This window comes from Pedobacter africanus, from assembly GCF_900176535.1.
GTDB lineage: Bacteria > Bacteroidota > Bacteroidia > Sphingobacteriales > Sphingobacteriaceae > Pedobacter > Pedobacter africanus.
Genome location: NZ_FWXT01000001.1, coordinates 1,918,178 through 1,936,727 on the forward strand (window position 1 = coordinate 1,918,178; position 18,550 = coordinate 1,936,727).

Here is an 18,550-nt window from a genome sequence, read left to right on the forward strand (position 1 = left end):
AAATATAAATCTGATGCCGTTATTACTGGCCTGCCTGGCACTTTTAAGTTTCGGCGGCTATGCCCAGCAATTGCGTCAAGACCCGAACCTGGTAACGGGAAGGCTTAAAAACGGCTTTACCTATTACATTTACAAAAGCAACAAAACACCAGGTAATTCGGTTCTGAGATTGTTTCTAAATGCAGGCTCACTACAGGAAGACTCTGATCAGTTGGGCCTAGCCCATTTTATCGAGCACATGGCCTTTAATGGGACCAAACATTATTCTAAAAATGATGTGATCGAATTCCTGGAATCTAAAGGTGTAAAGTTTGGGGCCGACCTGAATGCACACACCAGTTTTGATGAAACGGTGTATAAGATCAGTATCAATACGGAGGACGAGAAAAACCTGGAGAAATCTATCGACATTATGGCTGACTGGGCATTTGGCATAACCTTCGACAGCCATGAGATCGATAAGGAACGTGGCGTAGTGATCGAAGAATGGCGTAGCAAACAAGGTGCAGCGAACCGCTTAAGGGAACAATACCTGCCCGTACTGTTCAACAAATCCAGGTATGCCGAACGCTTGCCGATAGGCAAGGTTGACATCCTGAAGAGCTTTAAACGGCAAACCATTGTAGACTTTTACGAAAAATGGTACCGCCCCGACCTAATGTCTATTGCCATTATAACGGATATTGATCCAAAAAAAGTGGAAACTTATATCAAAAATGAGTTTAACCAGTACAAAGCTAAAAGCAAGGCCCCAAGGATATATTATGAATTACCTCAGCATCGTGACACCTTGTTTTCTATCCTTACCGACAAGGAAGCCAATGCCATTGAACTGAGCGTTTTTAATAAGATCAGGTCTTTTAGTGGGATCAAAACAGAGCAGGACTATAAAGCTCAGCTTATCCGTTCATTTTTCAATGCTCTGACCAAAAGCCGCTTCAGCAGAATCTCTCAACTGCAGAATGATTTTAAGGAGGGCAGCTTCTCGGTCAGCAATATTGTGCTGAAAAATGGCATTGTTTCGGGCGGGGCAGCTTTGTATCACGACAAAATCAAAGAGGGAATTACTCAGTACTTAACCGAAACGCAGCGGATTTTCCGTTATGGGTTCACCAGCGATGAAATAAAAAAATACCGTGATGAGTATATTGCAGCAATTAAACGTTCTGAAGCCTCGGAGGATAAAACGCAAGGAGAAACCTATGTCAATGAAATACACGATGTATTTTACAACGGCAGCACCATGTTGGCTAAAACGGAACGCAACAGGCTTGCGCTCAAATACGCACCGCAAATTGACTCCCTTACGCTCTTCGACTTCCTGAAATCGGTAAACAAGCCAGGTAATACCGTGGTATTGCTTACCGCGCCGGAAAAGGACAAAACCAGTTTACCTGACCAGCCAGCCTTAAAGGCCATGTTTGCCAAAGCAGCCTCAGAAAAGATTGCGCCCTGGTCAGACCAGCTAAGCATTCCTGAAAAACTGCTGGCACAAGAACCAAAAGCTGGTAAAGTGGTCAAACAGGAAATCATATCTCCTATTGGGCTTACCAAATGGACCTTATCCAACGGCTCCATTGTTTATCTGAAGCCGACCGAAGAACGTAAAAATTACCTTTCTTTATCGGGCTTCCGGAAAGGTGGAATTTACGCCCTGGATTCAGCACAATATGTAACCGCTCAGTTTGTAAAGCCGGTTACCGGCCTGAGTGGTGCGGGCCCTTTCAGCAGACGCGCATTAACTGAGTTCCTTACCGGAAATTCAGCTTCTGCCACCCTAGTTTTATCAAATACCAGGGAAGGTGTAGTGACCAGTGCCGACTGGAAGGATGCCAGAACCATGTTCCAGCTCATGTACCTGAAATGGATGTACCCCAATGCTGATCCCTTAACATTTGAACAGGCAAAGCGGCAAACCATAGAACAGATGGAGAACAACAAACTTTCTCCGAATTACGCCTACAATAAAGCCATAGCTGAACTGCTGAAAGGCGACGATGACTATGCGTCAAACCTGTCGGAAGCCCGCCTGAATAAAGAAGCACAATTAAAAGACATCATCCCGATTTTCAAAAGCCGGTTTGGTTCAGCTAAAGATTTCCAGTTTGTCATTGTAGGTGGGTTTAACCCCGACAGCATCAAACCTTTGGTTGAGCAGTATATAGGCGGTTTACCCGGTGGTGATTACAATGCAAAATTTGTTTATAAAGGTCCTATTGAAGGCCATGGAGCAAAAGACATCCTGATGTATGCGGGCACTGCACCTAAAAGCACCGTAAACCTTTTTTACCAAAACAATCAGGTAAACTATGATTATCCTGAAATACTGGTTCAGACGCTTTTACAGGAGGTATTGAAAGTAAAGCTCCGCTTAAACCTTCGCGAAGAGAATTCGGGCGTATATGGTGTCGGTGTTTCGGTATCAGCCACCAGCGTCCCTGCACCGCTAATCCGCTCGAGGATCTCCTTTACCTGTGCTCCGGAATCGGCGGAATTTCTGGTTAAACAAGCCCGGGACGAGGTTAAAAAAATTGCAGCAAATCCGCAGTATTTTGCTGCCGAACTGGCCAACATCAAAACACAGCAGATCGATGGCTATAAGAAACAGGTAGGTAAAAACCTGTTCTGGAGTTCGGCCCTTAGAAATCAGTTTTACTTCGGTTTTAAGGATTACAGTTATTTCAACAACTACGAAAACATGATCAACCGCATCACCCCTGAAATGGTTTCCGATTATGCTAAAAAATACATGATTGAAACACCGGGCATTAAAGCAGTACTGATGCCTGAGAATTTTAAGACACTAAACTAATTGTTATGAAGACTTTTAAAAATATCACCATCCTGTTCCTGCTTTTCATGGCGGGTGTTTATACAGGTTGTAAAAAAGACCCCGTAATGTACGGCAAAGGATTTGAATCCTTTAAATTCATCGTGAAAGATGCACTTGATGCAAATAAAGAATACGAAGGGATAATAAATGGCGACGAGATTGTGGTACAGTTGCCGACAGAGGTAGACGTCACAAATCTTAAAGCCAGCTTTTTGATGGATAATCCACGCACCATTGTGCAGGTAGGATCTGAAGTCCAGGAAAGTGGCATTACTGAGCAGGATTTTACCAATCCGGTGTCCTACCGTGTAAAAGCGGAAGACAAAAGCACGCGTAGCTATTCCGTGCGCGTCGAAAAGAAAGTAGCCTTCCAATCCTTTGGCTTTTATAAAGAAGATAACCCGGGGCTTGAAGAAGATTACAAAGCGGTCATCAGAGGATTAATTATTGATATTGCTGTTCATGAAACCGTAGACATCACAAAACTGGTAGCCAGGTTCCAGACAACAACAGGGGCAATAATAAAAGTTGGGGCAGTGACACAGGAAAGCAAAGTTACACCCAACAATTTTAATAGCCCCGTAGCGTACACTTTTACCGATGCAGGTTTACCTGCCTCAGTAGACTTTAAAGTTGCACTTTCTTTTATTGGCCCTAAATGGTGGATGATTGGTGATAAAAGCATCATAGGAAGTGAATCATCAAATTTAAAAATGGCAATTCATCCATTCACTAAATATCCTTACCTGGTATACATAAGAAGTGGGAAAGACGAGAATGGTGCTGTCATTCCTGATGAAAAAGAGAAAATTGCGGTAATCAGTTACACAGGCACAGGGTGGAAAAATGTTGGGAACCCTGAAGGCTTCTCAGATGACGAATCCGATCTCGCCCAAATCGCTTTTGATGACCTTGGCGTACCATATGTCGGTTATAAAGATTACTATAAAGATGAACAAAAAGCAACGGTATTAAAATATTCCAATGAAAATTGGGTTCCTGTTGGCAACAAAAATTTCAGCCCTGTCAAACTAGGCAAATTTTCATTCACAATTGGGGAATTCAATAGACCTATAGCTGCAGCCGCAGCTTCTGCAGTAGCACCAGGCTATGCCAGACAAGCTATATATGTTGCAGCAAATATGGATGACCAATGGAATAGTATTACTCCCTCAATCACAAACCCTTTAATAGGCGGAGTACAGGTATTTAAGGGCTTAGACGGTAAAACTTACATGGCGGTTTTAGACCGAAGTTCGAATCTTAGCATGTATAAATATACCGACAATACCTGGAAGCCGGTTGGGCCTGTTAGCTTCAGAACTTCCGACGGATTACCAGGTTTTACATCTGTAATTGGCGCAGCTTCAGCTGATGGTACTGTTTATATTGGTTTTCAGACGGTATCTGCTAATCAACGTTTGAACCGTGTAATGAAGTTCAACGGTACCACTTGGGAAGAGCTTGGCTCAGCTGGAAACAGCCAGGACCAGACCGATAAATATGCGTTAGCTGTAGATCCAACGGGCAAGCTGTATTTCGGGTTCGCAAATACCACTGGTCTGTACGTGCGTACTTTTAATGATCAGACTAAAAACTGGAATACACCCAGAATGGTTGTTTCCGGAAAAATTAACGCATTTGACATGCAGGTTTCACCTGATGGGATTCCTTATCTTGCTGTAACCACCACTACCGACAAGAAAATAACCGTTTACAAGTACACTAACACGAAATAACATCCCGGCTTTACGTGGGCTTAACAACCCATGTAAAGCTTTTAAACATATATCAATTGAAACAGTTCAGTTTTTTTATACTTGCGGCATTCACCTGCTTTTCTGCAAGCACTTTACAAGCCCAAACCACTGCAACCGGCTATGTATTTGCCGATGCGAACGGAAACGGTAAAAAAGATAAATCCGAGAAAGGCATTGCCAATGTTTCGGTAACCAATGGGCAGGAAGTGGTACAAACAGACAACAAGGGGTTTTATACCCTTCGGGTTGGCAATGATGACATCATCAGTGTCATTAAACCAAGTGGCTACCAGGTGCCGGTCAATGCCGATAACCTGCCGCAATACTTTTACATCCACAAACCCCAGGGTTCGCCCCAGCTTAAATACAGGGGCGTTGCCCCTACCGGCCCATTGCCTAAATCGATTGATTTTCCCTTAAAGCCATCAACAGAAAAAGACAACTATACTGCCTTGATTTTTGGCGATCCTCAGGTATACAATCAGGAACAGGTAGATTACTTTATAAAAGATGTTATTACGGAGGTTGAAGGCATTAAAAACATTTCCTTTGGCATCAGTATGGGCGATGAGGTTGGCGATAAACTCGATCTGTTTGCAGCCTATACCGCAGCGGTTAAACGTGTGGGCATTCCCTGGTACAACATGATGGGCAACCACGACCTGAATGCCGATGCCCCCACCGATTCCCTATCAGATGAATCCTTTGAAGCCCATTTTGGTCCGGCTACTTATGCATTTAATTATGGGAAAGTACACTTCATTATATTGGATAATGTATTGTATCCTGATCCGCGTGATGGTCGTGGTTACTATGGCGGTCTGAGGGAAGATCAGTTAAAATTTGTAGAGAACGACCTGAGGCATGTACCTAAAGATTATTTGGTTGTACTGACCATGCACATTCCGATGAGCGAGCCTGAATTCCTTTTCAGTTCAGCAACCAGAAAAAGGTTATTCAACGCCATTAAGGATTTTCCAAATACCCTTTCTATTTCTGCTCATACCCATATGCAGCGTCAGGATTTTTATGTAAAAGGTTCTGAATGGCTGCAAGACAAACCACATCATCATTTCAACATAGGAACTGCTTCGGGAGATTTCTACTCAGGTTTAAACGACAAAGACGGGACGCCCATTTCTACCATGCGGGATGGCACACCCAAAGGATACGGTTTCATTCATTTTAAAGGTAATCAGTATATCATCGACTATAAAGTTGCAGGTAAAGATGCTGCCGATCAAATGAGGATTATCGCTCCTGAAAAGCTTAAAAAGGACAGTGACACGCTTGCCTACATTTATGTGAATTTTTACACCGGCGCTAAAAATGACCAGGTACAATATCGGATTGATGGTAGCGAATGGAAAAACATGGAACAAAGCATCGAATTTGACCCCTTTTACCTGGCTGAAGTAGCTACATGGAAAAGTATTACCGATAAAACAAAAAAAGCCAGGCGCCCATCCAACCCGGCAAAAAGCACCCATTTGTGGAAAGGCCCTATATCTACCAGATTACCAACGGGCAAACACAACATTGAGGTAAAAGCTACCGATATGTTTAACCGCTCGTTTATACAAAAAAGCACGTACACAATTGAGTAAAACAGAGGCCCTGCCGCAACGGCAGGGCTTTCTTATTGCATGCAGACTGTTCAAAACTCATACCTGCAACAGCAAAAAAAATCCACTAAATTTGGGACATGAGTAATGCCGCATCTTCCGGTTCTGTTTCCGACAAAGTTTTAGCTTTTATTGAATATACCAATCAGAATATTTTCCTGACCGGAAAGGCGGGAACAGGTAAAACTACCCTGCTCAAACGCATCCGGGAAAATAGCAGCAAAAAGATGGCCGTTATTGCTCCTACCGGGGTAGCTGCCATGAATGCCAAGGGCACCACTATAAATTCCTTCTTTCAGTTGCCCCCGGGCTCCTTTTTTCCTGGCGACATTAGCCTCGAAAATCTTCAGGCAGGCTTCCTCTCTATCCAATCGATGGTATCGGACCTAAGCTACACCAAAGACAAGCTCAACCTTTTTAACGAGCTTGAACTCTTGGTAATAGATGAGGTATCGATGGTGCGTTGCGATTTACTTGACGTTATTGATGCCATTTTACGTGCTGTACGAAAAAACCAGTCCCCTTTTGGAGGCGTACAGCTGCTGCTGATCGGCGATCTGTACCAGCTCCCTCCTGTAACCAAAAGAGAAGACTGGTCTTTTTTGAACCGGGCTTATCCTTCTCCCTATTTCTTCGATGCCCAGGTGATTCGTCGTAGCCCGCTGCTGCAGGTAGAACTGACTACCGTTTACCGGCAAACAGAAACCGATTTCATCAATATTCTGAATGACATCCGGAATAATGACATCCAGGCAGATAGTCTGGCCCTCCTGAACCAAAGGTACAATCCACAGTTCAGTGCTTCGGATGAGTTGAACCCCATTATCATTACTTCCCATAACGCTGAGGCCAACAGCATCAACCAGCAGAAACTGGATGAACTATCGGGCACTGAATATACTTTCGAAGCCGAGGTCAACGGCGATTTTAAAGACCTGAGCCTGCAGGCCGAGCAAACACTCAAACTTAAAGAAGGTGCGCAGATCATGTTCATCAAGAACGATACCGGCGAGGACCGCAGGTTCTACAACGGGAAAATAGGTAAGGTAAAGTCGGTAGCAAACGGAGATATCTACATCTCCTTTCCTCAGGAAGAAGACCTGCTGCTGGAAAAAACGTCATGGGCCTCATTCGAATATAAAACAGATCCGGAACAGGAAATTGTACAGCAACAGGTGGGCGAATTTTTGCAGTACCCTATTAAACTGGCCTGGGCAGTGACGATCCATAAAAGCCAGGGCCTGACATTTGACCATGCCATTATCGATGCCGGTAAATCCTTTGTAGCCGGACAGGTGTATGTCGCATTAAGCCGCGTACGCACACTGGGTGGGTTAATCTTAAAATCAAAGATCAGTACAGAAAGCTTAAGGTCGAATGTCGAGGTCATCAATTATATGAAACCGGTAAAAGCCGAGGAAATGGATAGTCTCCTGATTACTGCACAGGAAAAATTCATTCTCAAGCTGATACTCGACCATTTCGCTTTAAACAGCATTTTATCTGGGCTGGACAATATTGCCTCCAATACGGAAATTGCAAAAGCCCATTTACCTGAATTTAAAGCATTACTGGCTCAGCTTAACAAAGCGATAAATGAGCTGATGCTGCTTTCAGACCGTTTTCAGAAGCAGGTTAAACAGCTGCACCATAAAGATGGCTTTGGCGTGCAATCGGTTTTACAGGAGCGTATCGAATCGGCACTTACTTATTTCACCAGGGAAATCACCATGCAACTGCTGAATAACGTCAATAAGAACATCAGGATTAAGCCTAAAAACAAAATTCAGCAGCAGATACAGCACCTGTTGATAAAGTACAGGCAGGTTATTGAAAACAGGCTGGCGTTGATGCAATTTGCTGCGGGACTGCTAAAAGAGCCCCTGAAAAAAGAACATTACCTGGAATGGATCAATAGACATAAAATAAAGACAAGCACCAAATCAGGTGGTTCATCAGCCGCAACACAGCAGCCTGGCAGTTTACAATTGTTTTAAAACCTAGCTGAACAAACCTAGCAGATCCTTTTTTGATAAAGTTTTATAGATCGACGTATCGGTTTTAATCAGATCGTCTACCAGCTCCTTTTTGGTATCCTGCAGCTTCATGATCTTATCTTCGATGGTATCCGGACAAATTAAACGTACGGCCACCACATTATTTTCCTGCCCAATGCGGTAGGTACGGTCTATTGCCTGGTTTTCTACTGCCGGGTTCCACCATGGGTCTACAAGATATACATAATCGGCCCGGGTAAGGTTCAAACCGACACCGCCGGCTTTCAGGCTAATCAGAAACACACGTACTTCCGGGTTATCCTGAAAGGAGGTTACAGCTGCCGCCCGGTTGCGGGTTTGTCCGGTAAGGTATTCATGTGCAATACCCTTACTACGCAGTGCTTCGCGGATGAGATCGAGCATACCTACAAACTGTGAAAAGACCAGGATCTTATGGTTGGGCGACTTGCTTTCGATCTGCTCCATGAGCACCTCCATTTTTGAAGAAGCATTTCCATAAAATTTATCATCTTTCAGCAATTCGGCCGAATTGCAGATCTGGCGCAACCGGGTAATGCCCTGCAAAATATGCATGCTGCTTTTTTGCAGTTCGTCTTCTGCCCGGCCCTCTATATAATCTTTAATGTCCTGCACGGCGGCTTCGTAAACCTCGCGCTGCTCCCGGCCCATTTCGCAATAGATCACCATTTCAGTTTTATCGGGCAGCTCTTTGGCCACCTGCTCTTTTGTTCTGCGCAAAATAAAAGGGCTAATCCTGCGCTGCAGCTCTCTGGCTTTTTTGGTTTCTTTAAACTGATCGATAGGTACAGAATACTGTTCTTTAAAATGCTGCTTGCTGCCCAGTAAACCCGGACAGGCGAAAGACAGCTGTCCGTACAGATCGAAGGTATTGTTTTCTATGGGCGTACCCGTAAGTACCACTTTATTGCGCGATTGTAACAACCTCACAGCCATATACCGTTGGGAGTCGGGGTTTTTGATATGCTGTGATTCATCCAGAAACACATAATTGAAACGGTAGGACTTTAAAAAGCGGATATCGGCAAGTAATGTCCCATATGAAGTAAGAATGATCTCATACTGATCAAACTCATGAATGTCTTTCAGGCGATCGGCGCCATAAATGGTCCGTATCTTTATGGACGGTGCAAATCTGGCCACTTCTGCCTGCCAGTTAAAAATAAGAGAAGCAGGTACTACGACCAGATTGGTGTTGTGGATTACCTTCTGACGCTGGGTAAGGATAAAGGCAATGATCTGTATGGTTTTACCCAAACCCATATCGTCGGCCAGGCAGGCGCCGAAATTAAAATCATCCAGAAAGTTGAGCCAGTTTACTCCTTCCTGCTGGTACTGCCGCAGTTCGGCATGCAAGGTATCCGGAACTTCTACAGGACTGATACTTTCCGGCCCGGAAAGCTTGCCCCGGTACATCGCCAGCTGGTCTTTTACGGATTCATCAAACAACTGTTCGTCATACAGCTCAGCGACCATATTATAATTGATTTTGTGGGTATGAATGCTGTTGTCAACCAGTTCACCCGCATTAAAATAGCCGGTAAATCTCTGTACCCACTCATCGGGCAAAATGCCCATAGTACCATCATCCAGCTTTACAAATTTGCTTTTGTTACGGATAGATTTATGCAGGTGCTTCATGGAAATAGCTTCACCGTTGTATTCTACTTTTGCGACAGTCTCAAACCAATCGATCCCACTAATCACCTTGATGGAAATATCTGCTTTATACTGGTTTAGCTTATTGTCTTTTAACTTATTAAAACCCAAAATAGTAATCCCCTTACTGCGCCAGGCTTCAAAGGCATCCAGAAACCAGTCTATGTCCAGAAAATGCTTGCGGTGCATGTAAAAACAATCGAGCCGCAATTCCTCGTTCTGCTGCTCCTCAAAAAATGGATGCTGCTTTACAATATTGGCAATGAACTGAAATTCTTCTTCTTCATCCCGCTTTAAGGTAAAGGTGTTTCCATACTTATCTTTGGCAATGATCTGTTTGCGCGAAAGCACGGGTATTTCCATATTGCTATAGCGCATTACAGGGGTAATGAGCACAAAGTCCTCTGACTCGGACAGGTAGATCAGCTGTTCGTTTTCCAGGTCATAGCCTTTGTCTTCAATCTGCGTTTTGGTGGCGGGTTTCAGATAAGCATAATTGATCCGCACTTTTTCTTCCAGGTTGGAGAGGATATTTTCGTAGAAATCGTCGAATTTAGACTTATGAATGAGCATTTTATCGTAATGCTTCTTAAAGAAATCTATGACCCTTAAAAAATCGGGATTATCAATCAGGTACAGTTTTTTATCCAACCGGATAAAATAGTGGTGCCTGACATTCAGGTTCTCAAGCGGAATATCGTCACCATCGAGCATCAATTTGCCCGACACCTCATAAAAATCGCCCTTTTCATGAACAGAAAGAACCAGATCAATAGGCAGGATTTTAAGTTTAATGCGTTCAATAGAACTGGCAGTGATGTTGGGTGATACTTTAGTATCGTGAATGTACATGTCCAACCCAAGTGGGTTCTTTGCCAATGCTTTTAAGCCCTCCAGGTCAGCATCTGAAGCGTCGGCATTATAGTTATTCTGAAATTTGAGGACACCATTGATAAACCTCATCTCGCTAAGATTTTCGGTATTCCAAAGCAGGTCGGAGGGATCCACAACCTTCAGTGGGTTCTTTACTTTACCATCTTTACTGGCTATCCCCTGACAGAGTGATACCGTAAGATGATTATAATAACGGTGCTGTCCAAATACGACAATGGTTCTAACATCTTTTTTTAGCAATCCACCTGAGCCAGGGAAAGAGTATTCCTTATTCGGCAACAGTGATTCCTTCAGCTCCTGTTTGGTTTGCCTGGTAACCGGAAAGAGGGTTTTGATTTTGGGATTGATTTTAACGTGTTCTCCGTTTTCTGTACGCTCTCCGCTCCCTTTTACATAACTGATGATAAAATGCTCGTCGAGCAGAGGTTCATTTTCAAGTCCATAGTCAACTGCAAAAGCTTTCAGCTGCTGATGGCGAAGCTGCTTGTCGAAAAACATACGTAGGGGCTGCCGGTTGACGATATTGTACAAAACCCGGATCTCGTGTTCACATAAGCCACCGATAGTCGACATGCAGCTGCAGGAAAACATGAGCCTGCCTGAAGTTTGTGTAATGGTTACCATTGGATGCTCAAGTGTGGTTGAAGCAGAGCCAAAAACTGCAAAATCAATGGTAATATCTTCCGGAGAAAAGTTATAAAAACCTCTGGCCTCAGTATCAACCCCCACCTTATTGTGTTGAAAGATATCGGAAACAGTTAGCCCCGAAAGACTAAAATTTTCCAAAACATGAGTATGCGGTCTGGTACGCTCATTAACGCTCTCTTTCTCCACTGTAGAATGTAATTTGATCAATAAAAAAATCTAAAATACACTATGATCTTCTAATTCGGTTTAATATTCTGTTTATTTGTAATACAGAAAACAACAAACACACAAACCTAACCTGTACCACTATGCTACTGAGCATTTTAAACGCTATTTTTTGCATTGCATTCATTTTGTTTGCTTATGTAAACCTGAACGATTCGGATTCCTGGCTGTGGGTCCCTATTTATATGGTGGCATCCATTTGTTGTGGATTTGCCATATTTAATTATTTTTATCCTACTGTATACCTGATTGCCATATCTTTCTATTTGATTTATGCGATCTTTTTGTTTTTTGCCAAAGATGGTGTGCGCGACTGGATCATGAAATACCGAACGCCCAGCCTTGTAGAAAGTATGCAGGCTACAAAGCCCTACATAGAGAAGACCAGGGAATTTTTTGGGTTACTGATCATCAGTGCAGCTCTGGCCATAAACTATTTCGCGGCAGTCAACTAGAATAAATTATGTTGTTAATAGACAGTGAAGGATTAAAAAGTCTTAATGGCCTTTTCCTGCAAATTATTGAACGGAGTCTAACGGCCGAAGCATTTCAATGGCTGCAGAACAAAGCAGGCCTGGTGGTAAAGGAAGACAAATCTGTGCAGCTTCATCTTTGCTTTGCGCATTTGCCGCGTATTGCATCCAGGGAATTGGTAATGTCTACTGATGATGAAAATACAGCGATCAGTGCGCTGTTACCAGGTTTTACAATAACAGACTGGACCTCAGATAAGCTATGCAGAATATGGCTGCTGATGCAGTTGCCATCCGACAACCGCGAGACCTATGTTAAAAAAATCAACAGCCTGTTTTCAGCGGCAGAAATGAACGAGCAGGTGGCTTTATACTCGGCACTTCCACTGTACCTTTACCCGGAAGAGTGGATTAGTCGCTGCGAAGAAGGCATCAGGAGCAATATCGGCACTGTACTGGAAGCCATTATGTACCACAACCCTTATCCTGCCCGATTTTTATCGCAGCAGGCCTGGAACCAACTGGTGCTGAAAGCATTTTTTACCGAAAAAGACGTTAAACAGATTGTGGGGTTAAACGAACGCCTCAATGAGTCGCTGACAGCCACGCTGCAGGATTATGTGCAGGAACGTCTGGCAGCCCAGCGCAGTGTAGCGCCCGAGATTTACCAACTGATTGAACAAATGAACCAAAAGATATAGCAATGTGTTGTAATGAGAATTTTGAAGAAAGGAATAAGGGAGAGAAAATTAATACTGTCCTTGACCTGAGTGAGATCAGCGGAATGAAGTTCTTTGATCCGCATGTACACATGACCTCACGTACTACCGACGACTACCAGGCTATGGCCGACGCTGGAATTGTAGCGCTGATAGAGCCTGCCTTCTGGTTAGGGCAGCCGCGTACAGGGGTAGACAGTTTTACCGACTATTACAGCAGCCTTATTGGCTGGGAGCGCTTTCGTTCCTCGCAGTTTGGCATCAAACATTATTGTACCATCGGTTTAAATTCACGCGAGGCCAATAACGAACGACTAGCCGAACAGGTGATGGAAATACTGCCGCAGTTTATTTTTAAGGAGGGGGTAGTAGGCGTTGGCGAGATCGGCTTTGACGACCAGACCGCCGCTGAAGAAAAATATTACCGTTTGCAGTTAGAGCTGGCCAAAGAAGCTGGATTGCCTGTGCAGATCCACACACCGCACCGCGACAAGAAAAAAGGCACGCAGCGCAGTATGGATATTGCCATTGAGCAGGGGCTCGATCCTTATATGGTGATTGTAGACCACAATAACGAAGAAACGGTAAAAGAGGTACTCGACCGGGGCTTCTGGGCGGCCTTCACCATTTACCCTTTCACCAAAATGGGCAATGAACGTATGGTAGAAGTAGTAAAACAATACGGATCGGAACGGATCATGATCAATTCGGCGGCCGACTGGGGTATCAGTGATCCGCTGGCCATTCCTAAAACAGCTGCTTTGATGAAAAGATCGGGTATAAGCATGGCCGATATTGAACTGGTGACCTACCGTAATGCCATCACTGCATTTGCACAGAGCGGACAAATCAATGAGCAGGACTTCGTTGCTGTCAAAAACATAGACCAGAGCCAGAAGTTTGCCAGTAACTCTATATTGCGCGGTGGACAGCAGCCAAGAATAGATAAGAATTCCATCATCATTTCCTAACCACGGCATAAGTGAACAAATTAATCGGATACTTAAGGCTAATGCGGCCAGCCAATGTGGTTACTGCCGTTGCCGATGTGCTGGCGGGAATGGCCATTGCAGGATATTTTATATCATTTTTGCCTGGCAGTACAGGCGTTGGTCTATCGGTTCCTTTGTTGCCGGTAGTACTGCTCTGCCTGTCAACCATAGGTCTGTATAGCGGTGGCATCATCATGAACGATGTATTTGACGCGGAACTTGATGCCAAAGAAAGACCGGAACGCCCCATTCCTAGCGGATTGGTTTCGAAAAAGGCAGCCACCCTGTTTGGCGGTGTATTTTTCTTTATCGGAATTTTTGCAGCTGGTCTTTACAATCCGGCTTCACAATACCTGGCAGCAGCTATAATGATCTCCTGCCTGGTGTATGACCGTTTTCTGAAGCACAATGCTTTTTTCGGGCCTTTGAACATGGGACTTTGCCGGGGGCTTAACCTGCTGCTGGGCATCAGCATAATTCCGTCGGCGATACAACAATGGTGGTTCTTAGCCTTGGTCCCTGTTATTTACATTGCCTCTATTACCATGGTCAGCAGGGGCGAGGTACATGGTGGAAGCAAAAAGATGCTCTATTTCGCGGCCTTTCTATATGCTGTTGTGCTGGCCTGCATCTTGTTTTTTGCAGCCAGACAAGGTCATTTGTTACCTACATCCATTTTTGTGGCGGGCTTTGCGCTCATGATCTTTATCCCACTGATCAGGGCGATGCAGAATCCCATTGGCAAAAACATAGGCAAAGCCGTAAAGGCTGGTGTAATTGCGCTCATTTTAATGAATGCAGCATGGGCCAGCGCTTTTGGGGTATGGCATGTGGCCCTTTTTATTGTTATTTTATTACCTGTATCATTATTGCTGGGTAAAGCTTTTGCGGTTACCTAGCTTCGAATATTTAGGATATGAATTATTTACAACAGTCTTTCAGTATAAAATTTGAATATAAAATCTGCTTTACCACTTCATTATTTGATGTGGAAAATACAACGCTTGCAGATTTTTTTAAAGGCAGATCTTCAACAACATTGCGCAAAATATTTTTCGTAATGGACGGGGGCGTTACCGAAGCGCATCCCCATTTGGAAGATGACATCATAAAATATTTTGATCATTACCAGGATGTTCAACTCATACCTGAAATCCTGATCGTTCCTGGTGGGGAAGCTGCAAAAAATGACACGGCATTGTTTGAAAGGATAGTGGAAGCGGTAAATGTACACGGCATAGACCGCCATTCCTACATTGCCGCCATTGGTGGTGGCGCGGTACTTGATCTGGTTGGCTATGCTGCTGCGGTTTCGCACCGGGGCGTAAGGCACATCCGTATACCCACTACTGTGCTTTCGCAGAACGACTCGGGCATTGGCGTTAAAAATGGCATCAACTACAAGGGCAAGAAGAATTTCCTAGGCACGTTTGCTCCTCCAGCAGCTGTATTTAATGATGATGATTTTTTGATGACCCTGAGCGACCGTGATTACCGTTCGGGCATATCTGAAGCCATAAAGGTAGCGCTGATTAAAGATGCTGAGTTTTTTTACTGGATTGAAGCACATGCCGGAAAGCTGGCCGCCAGAGATGCAGAAAGTATGAATTACCTGATCAGGCACTGTGCAAAGCTACACCTGGAACACATTGCTGGTGACGATCCTTTTGAAACAGGATCGGCCAGGCCCCTGGATTTCGGTCATTGGAGTGCTCACAAGCTGGAGCAGCTGAGCAATTTTGAAGTCCTGCATGGAGAAGCAGTAGCCATGGGAATTGCCCTGGACAGCACCTACTCTTTTTTAAAGGGGCTTCTTTCAGAAGCTGACCTGGAAAGGATCTTAAATGTACTGTTGCAGCTTTCCTTTGACATTTCCAACCCCTTGATACGTATTGAAAGTGCGCAATCGCCTATATTGCAGGGTTTGGCTGAATTCCGGGAACACCTTGGAGGTATGCTCAGCATTACCTTATTGAATAGCCTGGGAACCGGAAAAGAAGTACACGAAATGGATCAGGAATCCCTGATCAAAGCCAGTCATTACGTGTTCGATTTCACAAACAAAAAGCCCTCCCTTAACAGCAGCAACTAATATGAAATTAAATACTGGCCACTTAACCTACTGTACAAATATTCATGCCGGAAAAAACTGGGTGGAAGATTTTAAAGCTTTAAAAGAGAATTTCCCGGCAATAAAACAAGCTGTTGCACCAACCCAGCCCCTGGGAATTGGACTCCGGCTGTCCCATGCAGCCAGCAACGCATTAACGAATGAGCAGGAACTGAACACTTTTAAACACTGGCTGAACGAAAATAATGCCTACGTTTTTACCATGAACGGTTTCCCTTACGGGGATTTTCACCACACCATAGTAAAAGCGGAGGTACACAGTCCTGACTGGACTACAGATGAACGCAGGGATTACACCTTAAGGTTATTCCATATCCTGAAAAAATTGGTACCCGAAGGCATAGATGCTGGCATTTCTACTTCCCCCCTAAGCTACAGGCACTGGTTTAAAACGGATGAAGCCTTAAAACAGGCCAGGGAAAAAGCTACCCTGAACATGCTGGAGGTTGTAAAAGAACTCATCCGCATAGAACAGGAAATTGACCTGCACATGCACCTGGATGTTGAACCGGAACCAGATGGTATTCTGGAAACAGGGAGGGAATTTATCGATTGGTATGAAAACGATCTGCTACCTTCAGGGATCCCATTGATAAAAGCCACATTTAACATCGACGAAAAACAAGCTGAAATACTGATCAAAAGACACCTGTGCCTGTGCTATGATGTTTGCCATTTTGCCATTGGCTATGAAGACCACGAAGCCGTTTTAGAGGATCTGGATTTAAGAGGCATAAAAGTGGGAAAAATACAGATCAGTGCAGCATTACAAGCCGATTTAACGGGTACTGAGACAGAAAGGCAAAATATACAAACTGCATTTGGCAGGTTTAACGAGCCTACTTACCTGCACCAGGTGGTGGCGTTAACCTCAACAGGAGCGTTGCTGCGTTATCCTGACCTGCCAGAGGCGCTGGAGCGCTTTGACAATGATCCCGCTACACAATGGCGCGCCCATTTCCACGTTCCTATTTCAGTTAAAGAAATCGCCCCGCTGCAGTCTACCCAGGATGATATTGTAAAAGTATTGGAACTGCAAAAGAAAAAACCTTTTACCCATCACCTGGAAGTAGAGACCTATACCTGGGAAGTTTTACCGGAACAGTTAAAATTGCCCATTGCCCAATCCATCAGCAACGAGCTGAACTGGGTTATTGATACCCTGTCTTAAGCATAAGAGCCTTAATATGAAGAGCGTAATATGAAAAAAACTGTAGTCATAGATGTTGTTGGCCTTTCGGCAAACCTGGTCGGGGAGCACACCCCCTTCCTGCAGCAATACGTTAAAAAAAGAAACCTTGCAAGCATAGCGCCCATGCTGCCTGCGGTAACCACGGCGGTACAATCAACCTATTTAACAGGGAAGGAACCTTCCGAACATGGTATAGTAGGCAATGGCTGGTACGACCATACCGATGCGGAAATCAAATTCTGGAAACAATCCAACAAACTCGTACTGGCCGAAAAGATCTGGGATGAAGCTAAAAAAGCCGATCCTTCCTTTACCTGCTCCAATATGTTCTGGTGGTACAACATGTACACCAATGCAGATTATGGGGTAACGCCCCGACCAAACTACCTGGCGGATGGCAGGAAAATGCCCGACTGTTACTCCTATCCTGCTGAACTGCGCGATACCTTACAGGAGAAACTGGGACAATTCCCCTTGTTCCAGTTCTGGGGTCCCGGTGCAAACATCAAATCCTCCAAATGGATTGCTGATGCTTCGGTAATTACCGATGGCTTGTACAACCCAACCCTGACCCTGATTTACCTTCCTCATTTGGATTATTGCCTGCAAAAGTCCGGGCCTGATTTTAGTCAGATGAGTAAGGAACTAAATGAAATAGATGAACTGCTGAAAGGCCTGGTGAATTACTATGAGCAAAAAAATGCTGAAATCATCATTCTTTCCGAGTACGGGATCACACCGGTGAACAAGCCGGTACATTTAAACAGGATATTCCGGCAAAATGGCCTTTTACAGATCCGCGTAGAACGGGGACTTGAATTACTGGATGCTGGAGCTTCAAAGGCTTTTGTGGTGGCCGACCACCAGGTGGCCCATGTGTATATTAATGATCCGGTGGTAAAGGAACAGGTAAAAGAAATCCTGGAGCAAACATCTGGTGTAGCCCTGGTGCTGGACGAAGATGGCAAAAAACAATATGGGATAGATCATGAGCGTGCCGGGGATTTTGTAGTGGTTGCCCAACCCGAAAGCTGGTTTACTTATTATTTCTGGCTGGATGATGCCAAAGCCCCTGATTATGCCAGGTGTGTGGATATCCACAAAAAGCCCGGTTACGACCCGGTAGAGATGTTCATGTCGTCAAAGCCCCGTGCGGCCTATAAGCTCTTGCGTAAAAAAGCAGGGTTCAGGTATGTGATGGACGTTATCCCCCTGGATGCCATGCTCATCAAAGGCTCGCATGGCAGCATAAATACTCCTGTAGAATTTCACCCGGTACTGATTACAGATGAACGATTAAACAAGGAAAACCTGCAGGCCACAGAAGTTTATAAAGTAATCCGAAAAGCTTTGAACCTTTAGG

General features: G+C 44.4%; 12 protein-coding genes. 11 read left to right on the top strand and 1 reads right to left on the bottom strand.

The genetic code is table 11. The features are described 5' to 3' along the window. Positions 1–13 precede the first annotated feature (13 nt). The 4 genes from B9A91_RS07990 (at position 14) to B9A91_RS24525 (ending at position 8,215) form a co-directional block, all read left to right on the top strand. Positions 14–2,812 (top strand): M16 family metallopeptidase, encoded by a 2,799-nt coding sequence (locus tag B9A91_RS07990; protein WP_084239628.1) that lies wholly within the window; start codon positions 14–16, stop codon positions 2,810–2,812. A gap of 5 nt (positions 2,813–2,817) precedes the next feature. Further along, positions 2,818–4,572 carry an NHL repeat-containing protein gene (locus tag B9A91_RS07995; protein ID WP_084237830.1) on the top strand — a complete coding sequence of 585 codons (1,755 nt, stop codon included), beginning with the start codon at positions 2,818–2,820 and terminating at the stop codon, positions 4,570–4,572. A gap of 56 nt (positions 4,573–4,628) precedes the next feature. Then, a complete protein-coding gene (locus tag B9A91_RS08000) occupies positions 4,629–6,200 on the top strand; it encodes a calcineurin-like phosphoesterase C-terminal domain-containing protein (RefSeq protein WP_084239629.1) in 1,572 nt (523 codons plus the stop codon). Between the two features lie 98 nt (positions 6,201–6,298). Then, the gene (locus B9A91_RS24525; RefSeq protein WP_084237831.1) at positions 6,299–8,215 is read left to right on the top strand and encodes an ATP-dependent DNA helicase; all 1,917 of its coding nucleotides are present in this window, start codon (positions 6,299–6,301) and stop codon (positions 8,213–8,215) included. A gap of 3 nt (positions 8,216–8,218) precedes the next feature. Here B9A91_RS24525 and B9A91_RS08010 read toward each other — a convergent pair whose 3' ends face one another. Continuing rightward, positions 8,219–11,662, bottom strand: a complete 3,444-nt coding sequence (locus B9A91_RS08010; protein ID WP_235012491.1) for a DEAD/DEAH box helicase — start codon at positions 11,660–11,662, stop codon at positions 8,219–8,221. 101 nt (positions 11,663–11,763) lie between these two features. On the opposite strand from B9A91_RS08010, the gene B9A91_RS08015 reads away from it, so the two are divergent. Genes B9A91_RS08015 through B9A91_RS08045 form a run of 7 tightly spaced genes read left to right on the top strand, consistent with a single transcriptional unit; the run spans position 11,764 to position 18,549 of the window. Continuing rightward, positions 11,764–12,135, top strand: a complete 372-nt coding sequence (locus B9A91_RS08015; protein WP_084237833.1) for a transmembrane 220 family protein — start codon at positions 11,764–11,766, stop codon at positions 12,133–12,135. Positions 12,136–12,143: 8 nt separating this feature from the next. Next, positions 12,144–12,854: an EboA domain-containing protein gene (locus B9A91_RS08020; RefSeq protein ID WP_084237834.1), complete on the top strand. Its 711-nt coding sequence runs from the start codon at positions 12,144–12,146 to the stop codon at positions 12,852–12,854. 2 nt (positions 12,855–12,856) lie between these two features. Further along, a complete protein-coding gene (locus tag B9A91_RS08025; protein ID WP_084237835.1) occupies positions 12,857–13,843 on the top strand; it encodes a TatD family hydrolase in 987 nt (328 codons plus the stop codon). A gap of 11 nt (positions 13,844–13,854) precedes the next feature. Continuing rightward, positions 13,855–14,763, top strand: coding sequence for a UbiA-like protein EboC (eboC, locus tag B9A91_RS08030; protein ID WP_200815617.1), 909 nt, complete (start codon positions 13,855–13,857; stop codon positions 14,761–14,763). Between the two features lie 17 nt (positions 14,764–14,780). After that, the gene (locus B9A91_RS08035; protein WP_084237837.1) at positions 14,781–15,956 is read left to right on the top strand and encodes a 3-dehydroquinate synthase; all 1,176 of its coding nucleotides are present in this window, start codon (positions 14,781–14,783) and stop codon (positions 15,954–15,956) included. A gap of 1 nt (position 15,957) precedes the next feature. Further along, a complete protein-coding gene (gene eboE / locus B9A91_RS08040; RefSeq protein ID WP_084237838.1) occupies positions 15,958–17,166 on the top strand; it encodes a metabolite traffic protein EboE in 1,209 nt (402 codons plus the stop codon). A 30-nt stretch (positions 17,167–17,196) separates the two neighbouring features. Then, positions 17,197–18,549, top strand: a complete 1,353-nt coding sequence (locus B9A91_RS08045; RefSeq protein ID WP_084237839.1) for an alkaline phosphatase family protein — start codon at positions 17,197–17,199, stop codon at positions 18,547–18,549. The last annotated feature ends 1 nt before the right edge of the window (position 18,550 follow it).

Coding starts and splice junctions, on each gene's coding strand:
- B9A91_RS07990 (WP_084239628.1), top strand. CDS start 14: ATGCCGTTATTACTGGCCTGCCTGGCACTTTTAAGTTTCGGCGGCTAT.
- B9A91_RS07995 (WP_084237830.1), top strand. CDS start 2,818: ATGAAGACTTTTAAAAATATCACCATCCTGTTCCTGCTTTTCATGGCG.
- B9A91_RS24525 (WP_084237831.1), top strand. CDS start 6,299: ATGAGTAATGCCGCATCTTCCGGTTCTGTTTCCGACAAAGTTTTAGCT.
- B9A91_RS08015 (WP_084237833.1), top strand. CDS start 11,764: ATGCTACTGAGCATTTTAAACGCTATTTTTTGCATTGCATTCATTTTG.
- B9A91_RS08020 (WP_084237834.1), top strand. CDS start 12,144: ATGTTGTTAATAGACAGTGAAGGATTAAAAAGTCTTAATGGCCTTTTC.
- B9A91_RS08025 (WP_084237835.1), top strand. CDS start 12,857: ATGTGTTGTAATGAGAATTTTGAAGAAAGGAATAAGGGAGAGAAAATT.
- B9A91_RS08035 (WP_084237837.1), top strand. CDS start 14,781: ATGAATTATTTACAACAGTCTTTCAGTATAAAATTTGAATATAAAATC.
- eboE (WP_084237838.1), top strand. CDS start 15,958: ATGAAATTAAATACTGGCCACTTAACCTACTGTACAAATATTCATGCC.
- B9A91_RS08045 (WP_084237839.1), top strand. CDS start 17,197: ATGAAAAAAACTGTAGTCATAGATGTTGTTGGCCTTTCGGCAAACCTG.